The sequence below is a fragment of the Acidithiobacillus sp. HP-11 genome (genome assembly GCF_015100075.1).
GTDB lineage: Bacteria > Pseudomonadota > Gammaproteobacteria > Acidithiobacillales > Acidithiobacillaceae > Acidithiobacillus > Acidithiobacillus thiooxidans.
The window spans coordinates 1-5,592 of the sequence record NZ_JACKYY010000082.1 but is presented as its reverse complement, the minus strand read 5'-3'; the positions used below and the strand labels follow the sequence as shown (position 1 = coordinate 5,592).

Sequence of the window (5,592 nt, the reverse complement as noted above, 5' to 3'; positions counted from 1 at the left end):
TTTCTGGGATTGGGTTTCAAGATGCTGCAGCAGGCTGAAAAACGCTGGATTGGGATTTATGCTCCAGAGAAAGTCCTGCAGCTTTTTGCAGGGGTGAAATTTATCGATGGCATACCGGCTAACCTAACCCTGCCGGATGATCAACAGACCGCCGCCTGATCTATGTCAGAAAATGCTCATACACCAGATTTGACTATAGCTCTACACCTGTCCCGAAATTAAAAGCTTCGCCAGCAATTGTTTCCAGATTTTCGGCAACGCTAGTGTAGGCGTGTGCCATGTCACCGATGTAAAGACAGTCAATTCGCGAACTGCCATCGTCGCGTGATCCAAAGTCATAGGGTGCAGCGGTTATCATGTTTTTAATCGCGCGGGGGATGATTCGGCTGAAATTACTATCGCCTGGGCCATATGTATTCATAAAACGGCACGCAGCAGTTTTCATACCATATACATGTGCGTACGTTCTAACCGCCACATCACCTGCTACCTTTGAAGGCGCATAAATGTTGGTGGCTGGTAGCGGTGGGTGATTTTCCAGAATGGCATTATCGGTTGATGTGGCTCCGTAATAGGCCCCACTTGATGCAAAAACAAGTCGTTCAGTGCAGCTTACTGTTCTTACAGCTTCCAGGATTGTATATGTGCCTTGAGCGTTGATGCTGAAGGTCTCCTGTGGAAGGATGTTGCTGATAGGAACGATAGGCTGCGCTGCAAGATGAAAAACCGTGTTTATCTCAAAGCGTTCCAAGGTTAAGCGAAGCAAATCCATGTCTCTGATGTCGCCTTGAATATAATTGACCTTCGATATCATGTCTGTGAGGACAAGATATGAGTTGGTGGGTAACCAACGGTCAAGCACATATACTAGGGCTCCTAAATTCAGGAGATGCTCACAAAGATGGGAACCGCCAAACCCGGCCCCCCCAGTGACGAGGCAGGGGCGCCCACTCCAGAATGGATTCATATCAGCAACCTTCATTCTTGGTTTTAAGATAATTTCGGTAAAAGCGAATGGTCTCGCGCAACGAACTCAGAAAATCAGCTTGTGACCTGAAACCTGTAGCATCTTCAATCTTGCTTCCATTAAGATGTTGCTTGGTAATGGCATGTACCGTAGCGCCAGTGCTGCGTACGTGTATGGATATACCATTATTCAGGATTTTTTCAGCCCGGTCACTGTCGAATTCTTTTTCCACTTGCACGGCCTGCTCGACGATGGTTTTCAGCATTTGTGGGGTAGGCAGATAGGTTCCAGCAGAAAGATTGTAGACTTCGCCACGACATTTTTTACCATGCGCCAGTAACAGGATGGCAGTCACCAGATCGTCTACATACAAATAGTCGCGATGGTGTTCAATGGCATCGAAATAAAGTTCCGGAGCTGTCGGCTCGGAATTTCCAAATATATTGGCCATGGCCTTGGGTAGAAGTCGGTAACCCATGTTGAAATCATAGGGACCATATATATTACACATGCGTAGAGTGACTGTCGGCAAGCCAAAGGCTTCGTGATAAGTCCTCGAAAATACATCTGCTGCAAGTTTTGCTGAATCATACACGCCGATGCCTCGGAGCGGAGTTAAATGTTCAGTGTAGGAATCGCCCTCCATCTCTCCATAAACTTTATCTGTAGAGGAGAGGAAAATCATGTTTGGCTTATGATTAGCTGTCCGGCAGGCTTCGAGTACATTTACCCAGCCCATAGTATTAGCCATGATGGTGTCGTAAGGCGCGCTTACTGCTTTTTCAATCACTGAAGCGTACGCGGCAAAATGAAAAATGAAGTGGAAACGGCCTTCATGAATGATTTCCTTCATGGCGTTAACATCAACTACATCCGCTTTCTGGACGAGTACTTTGGAACGAAGATCCATAGAAGCGCAGTTCATGATTGAATCTCTTTGGGGATCTGTATTGATATCGACCACTGTCACGTTGGCACCCAGATCCACAAGACGTTTTGTTACATGACCACCAACGAAGCCGAAGCCGCCAGTAACTAGAACATTCTTGGCATCGAAAAATTCATTAAGGTGTTCATATTCAACGGTTAAGCGACCTGAAGTTGTCATTATCATTCTCCAAATATTTTAAAATTACTAAGTTTGCAATGATTGAATACGGCCAGTGTGATGAATGAAAGCCTATCTAGTCAGGAATATAAGCATTTAACGTGCCAAAAAATTAATATAATAAAAACATGCTGTTAAAAAATATAACACTTTAGAAGGCTTCATAGAGTTGTATTATTTTTGTAACATATAATAGTGATTTTTGTCTTGAGATTGTTGCAACATTCTGTAAAGTTAGAATTTTATTTAGAATACGTTCATTGTTATACCGTTTGTGAACGCCAGAATTGCAGGTCCTTGCCCTTCTCTTGCTTGCTGATGTCAGTTACTACGTATGTATAAATGATATCTTCTTGACTTTCAAAGCCGATTTGTTCAGTTTACCCGGAGGATAGATGAGTAGATTTTTATTCAATGAGGATCCGGGCAGAGAAGATACCGGTTGTGAGTTATTGTTTTCGATTTGTAAGCCATGCGATACATAATTTTAATTTTGTTTGTTATAAGACCTTTTCCCTCGTCTTGAATATAGTGTGTGGGATTCAATTTGCCAGAACTAAAATTTTCAACTTATTGTTTTATAATATGATATATCTTTTTTACGCTTCTTGATATGGATTCCAATATATTGGTATGATTTTTGCTTTATAAGCGCTATGGTTGTTTGTGATCGCTGTTTTTTTGCTATTGCTTTTGTATGTCTGGGTTGTAGGTCTTAGCTGAGATGCAGGCAAGTTGATAACGTATCGTTAGTACTTAAGGATTATTCTACATGATCAACAGATTAAAGTTGTTGCTGGTGGTTGCTGGTGTACCAATTTTACTTGCGGGTTGCGCTTCGACTTTCTCCGCTGATCATGCAGTCTCTATAAAGAGGCTGCCCAGTCCGGTAATTGCGGTTAAACCCGAATCCTTGCCCGCCAGTACGATTAAAAAAATGCTTCATCCTGACATAGCTTATCATTTGGGCGCCGGAGATGTGGTATCGGTCTCGGTTTATCTGCACCCAATGCTTTCCGCTGCAGGTGTGACAAATGGTACGGGAATCCCTGGTGCTTTGGTGACGAATCAAGGGAACATCCAATTACCTGAACTCGGTCTGATTCATGTGGCAGGACTGACAACTGCCCAGCTGCAGCAGAAACTTACCAGAATGTATGCCAAATACATTATCAATCCAGATGTGACTGTTCAGCTTCAAGTTGCGCATAGCATTCGCTATTACTTGCTCGGTGAATTTACTGCGCCCGGTCTGAAATTTTCTGATAGAAATCTGAGCCTGCTGGATGCCATGGCTTTGGGTGGCACAGTGAATCTACCAGAGGCCGATTTGCGTGGGGCTTATATCGTACAAAACGGTAAAAAATTGCCGGTCAACTTCCATCAGCTACTCAGCGATGGCAATTTGAACCAGAATATACCCTTGGAAAGTGGCGACACGGTAGTTGTACCCAGCGTTGCCACAATGAGGGCATTTGTATTCGGGGCGGTAAACAAGCCAGGTCCTGTGCCTTTTGTAGATGGGCGATTGGGATTGTTGCAAGCACTGTCTTCAGCGGGCATGGACACTACTTCCCTTACCAATGCACAGCTCAGTGATATCCGTATTATTCGTTCGGAAGGTGCCAGCGGAGAATTAATTACAGTCAATGCACAAGCCATTCTTCAAGGGAAGGCAGCGCCATTTTTTCTGAAATCAGGTGATGTAGTATTTGTGCCGCAAACGGTTGTCAGTAATTGGAATCAGGTAATACATCAAATTTTACCATCATTGCAAGCCATATCAGGGATATTAAATCCTTTTGTATCCATTAAGTATTTGTCTCAATCCAATAATTAGGAATAGATACCGTGACTGATCACACTGAAAATATGCATCCGTCCGAGAACGTCGATCTGCAACGGCGGCCATCAATTGCCAACAACTCTGAACGTATGGGAGATGAAGGAGAAAAAATTGATCTTTCTGCACTGCTTCGATCGTTGAAAAGACATTGGCGTTTACCCTTGGGACTCGCCGGTGTTGGTGCTGTTCTGGCCATTCTTATTACCCTGTTTTCGGTGCCTGTATTCGAGTCTTCCGGTTCTGTCTATCTGGGTAATGCAGAAAAGGATCAAGCAGCCGTGTCTGCTGCCACGGAAGGTCTGTCACTGGTGCCTGGCCTGGTTCAAGCCCCCAACCTTGAGACTCAGGTCCAGATTATGCAGAGTCGCCAGGTGGTTGAGCGGGCCATCGTGCGGTCGGGAGTAAATGTTTCCATTTTAAATCCAGATCAGAGTCCTGTAGTCCATTTTTGGTATTGGCTGGTTAGCGGTCATTCCTTTAATATTTATGAACATCAGAAAACCGGTTTGCGAGCTACGCTTGCAGAAGCCGTAAATCCTGATATCTATGGAAAGTCATTGGATCTGAAATTTACTAAAGATGGTCACTATCAAATTTTCGATGACAAAAATTTGATATTGAACGGTGTGCTTGACGAGCCTGCAGTAAGCCCAAACCTACGTATAATCATTAAACCAGATGCTCAAGGGTTCATTCCTGATAATAATAGTATTTATCATTTGACAGTCAGCTCGCCTTTGGCTGTTTACAAGGAATTTGCTGGCAATATTTCGGTAAGCCAAGACAGTAAGGATAATGGTGGGACACCTACGCTGAGTTATTTGATCTATTTGTCTTTCAAAAATCCCAATCCCTATGTATCCCAAAGGTTCCTGAATAGCCTGATGTTGAGTTATCTGGAACAAACACATGCATGGGCTACGGGTCAAGCGTCCTCTACCTATGATTATTTGAATGGGCAACTGGAAAAAGTGCGAACCGCTTTGGCAACAGCGGACGGTAAACTGGCTCGCTATCAGAGTCACAGTGGCTTGTTGTCGGTGACTTCGAATGCTCAGGCGATGATCACCCAGATGACCAATTATGAAAGCCAACGCAATGCTCTTGATCTAAAGCTAAAAAATCTTCAACAAGTGTCTTCCGAACTCAGTGGTAAAGGTGGAAGCCATGTTGATTCTTATTTGGTCACTTCGTTGAATGATAGTGTGCTCAATAGCCTTTCTGAAAAATTGGTGACTGCCCAAAACCGCAAGGCTTCATTGGCGACCATGTACACTGACCGCGCCCCGGAAATGCAGCAACTGGATAAGGAAATTGCCTCTATCAGATCTGCGATTAGCAGCGTGATTCATAATCAGGAAGTACAAACACAACAGCAACTCAAGTCGCTGGATGGCGCGATTGATCAATACAAGAGCAAGATGGGGCAATATCCTAGGGAAGCCTTGGTTCCTCGCTGTTTTAAGTGGGTAGCTTGAGATCCAGCTTACCCAGTACGAGGTAAGCCATGTTAATAAAATTCTTGTGGGTGCGATAGCCCCGTGCCCTGGATTTGGCGGACTGGAGCAGACTGTTGAAACCTTCCAGAGTGCCGTTACTCAGATGGCTCTCGAACCAACGTAGAATGCCGTCCCAGTGGTTCTGCATGGTATAGGCGACTTTCACCAAGGG

The 5,592-nt window shown here is 44.3% G+C and carries 5 protein-coding genes and 1 pseudogene; 3 read left to right on the top strand and 3 right to left on the bottom strand.

The window, feature by feature from the left end:
- Positions 1-159: pseudogene (locus tag H7F08_RS14740) on the top strand (IS256 family transposase); the annotation flags it as partial.
- 34 nt (positions 160-193) lie between these two features.
- Here H7F08_RS14740 and H7F08_RS14735 read toward each other — a convergent pair.
- Positions 194-967, bottom strand: coding sequence for an NAD-dependent epimerase/dehydratase family protein (locus H7F08_RS14735; RefSeq protein WP_193640957.1), 774 nt, complete (start codon positions 965-967; stop codon positions 194-196).
- Position 968: 1 nt separating this feature from the next.
- The gene (locus H7F08_RS14730; RefSeq protein ID WP_193640956.1) at positions 969-2,075 is read right to left on the bottom strand and encodes an NAD-dependent epimerase/dehydratase family protein; all 1,107 of its coding nucleotides are present in this window, start codon (positions 2,073-2,075) and stop codon (positions 969-971) included.
- Between the two features lie 772 nt (positions 2,076-2,847).
- Between H7F08_RS14730 and H7F08_RS14725 the strand changes: the two genes are divergently transcribed.
- Positions 2,848-3,915 carry a polysaccharide biosynthesis/export family protein gene (locus H7F08_RS14725; RefSeq protein WP_226842683.1) on the top strand — a complete coding sequence of 356 codons (1,068 nt, stop codon included), beginning with the start codon at positions 2,848-2,850 and terminating at the stop codon, positions 3,913-3,915.
- An 11-nt stretch (positions 3,916-3,926) separates the two neighbouring features.
- Positions 3,927-5,399: a GumC family protein gene (locus H7F08_RS14720; protein ID WP_193640955.1), complete on the top strand. Its 1,473-nt coding sequence runs from the start codon at positions 3,927-3,929 to the stop codon at positions 5,397-5,399.
- On the opposite strand, the gene H7F08_RS14715 is transcribed toward H7F08_RS14720, so the two are convergent.
- On the bottom strand, positions 5,383-5,592 hold a 210-nt coding region (locus H7F08_RS14715), incomplete at its 5' end, for a transposase (protein ID WP_193640954.1). The genes H7F08_RS14720 and H7F08_RS14715 overlap by 17 nt on opposite strands.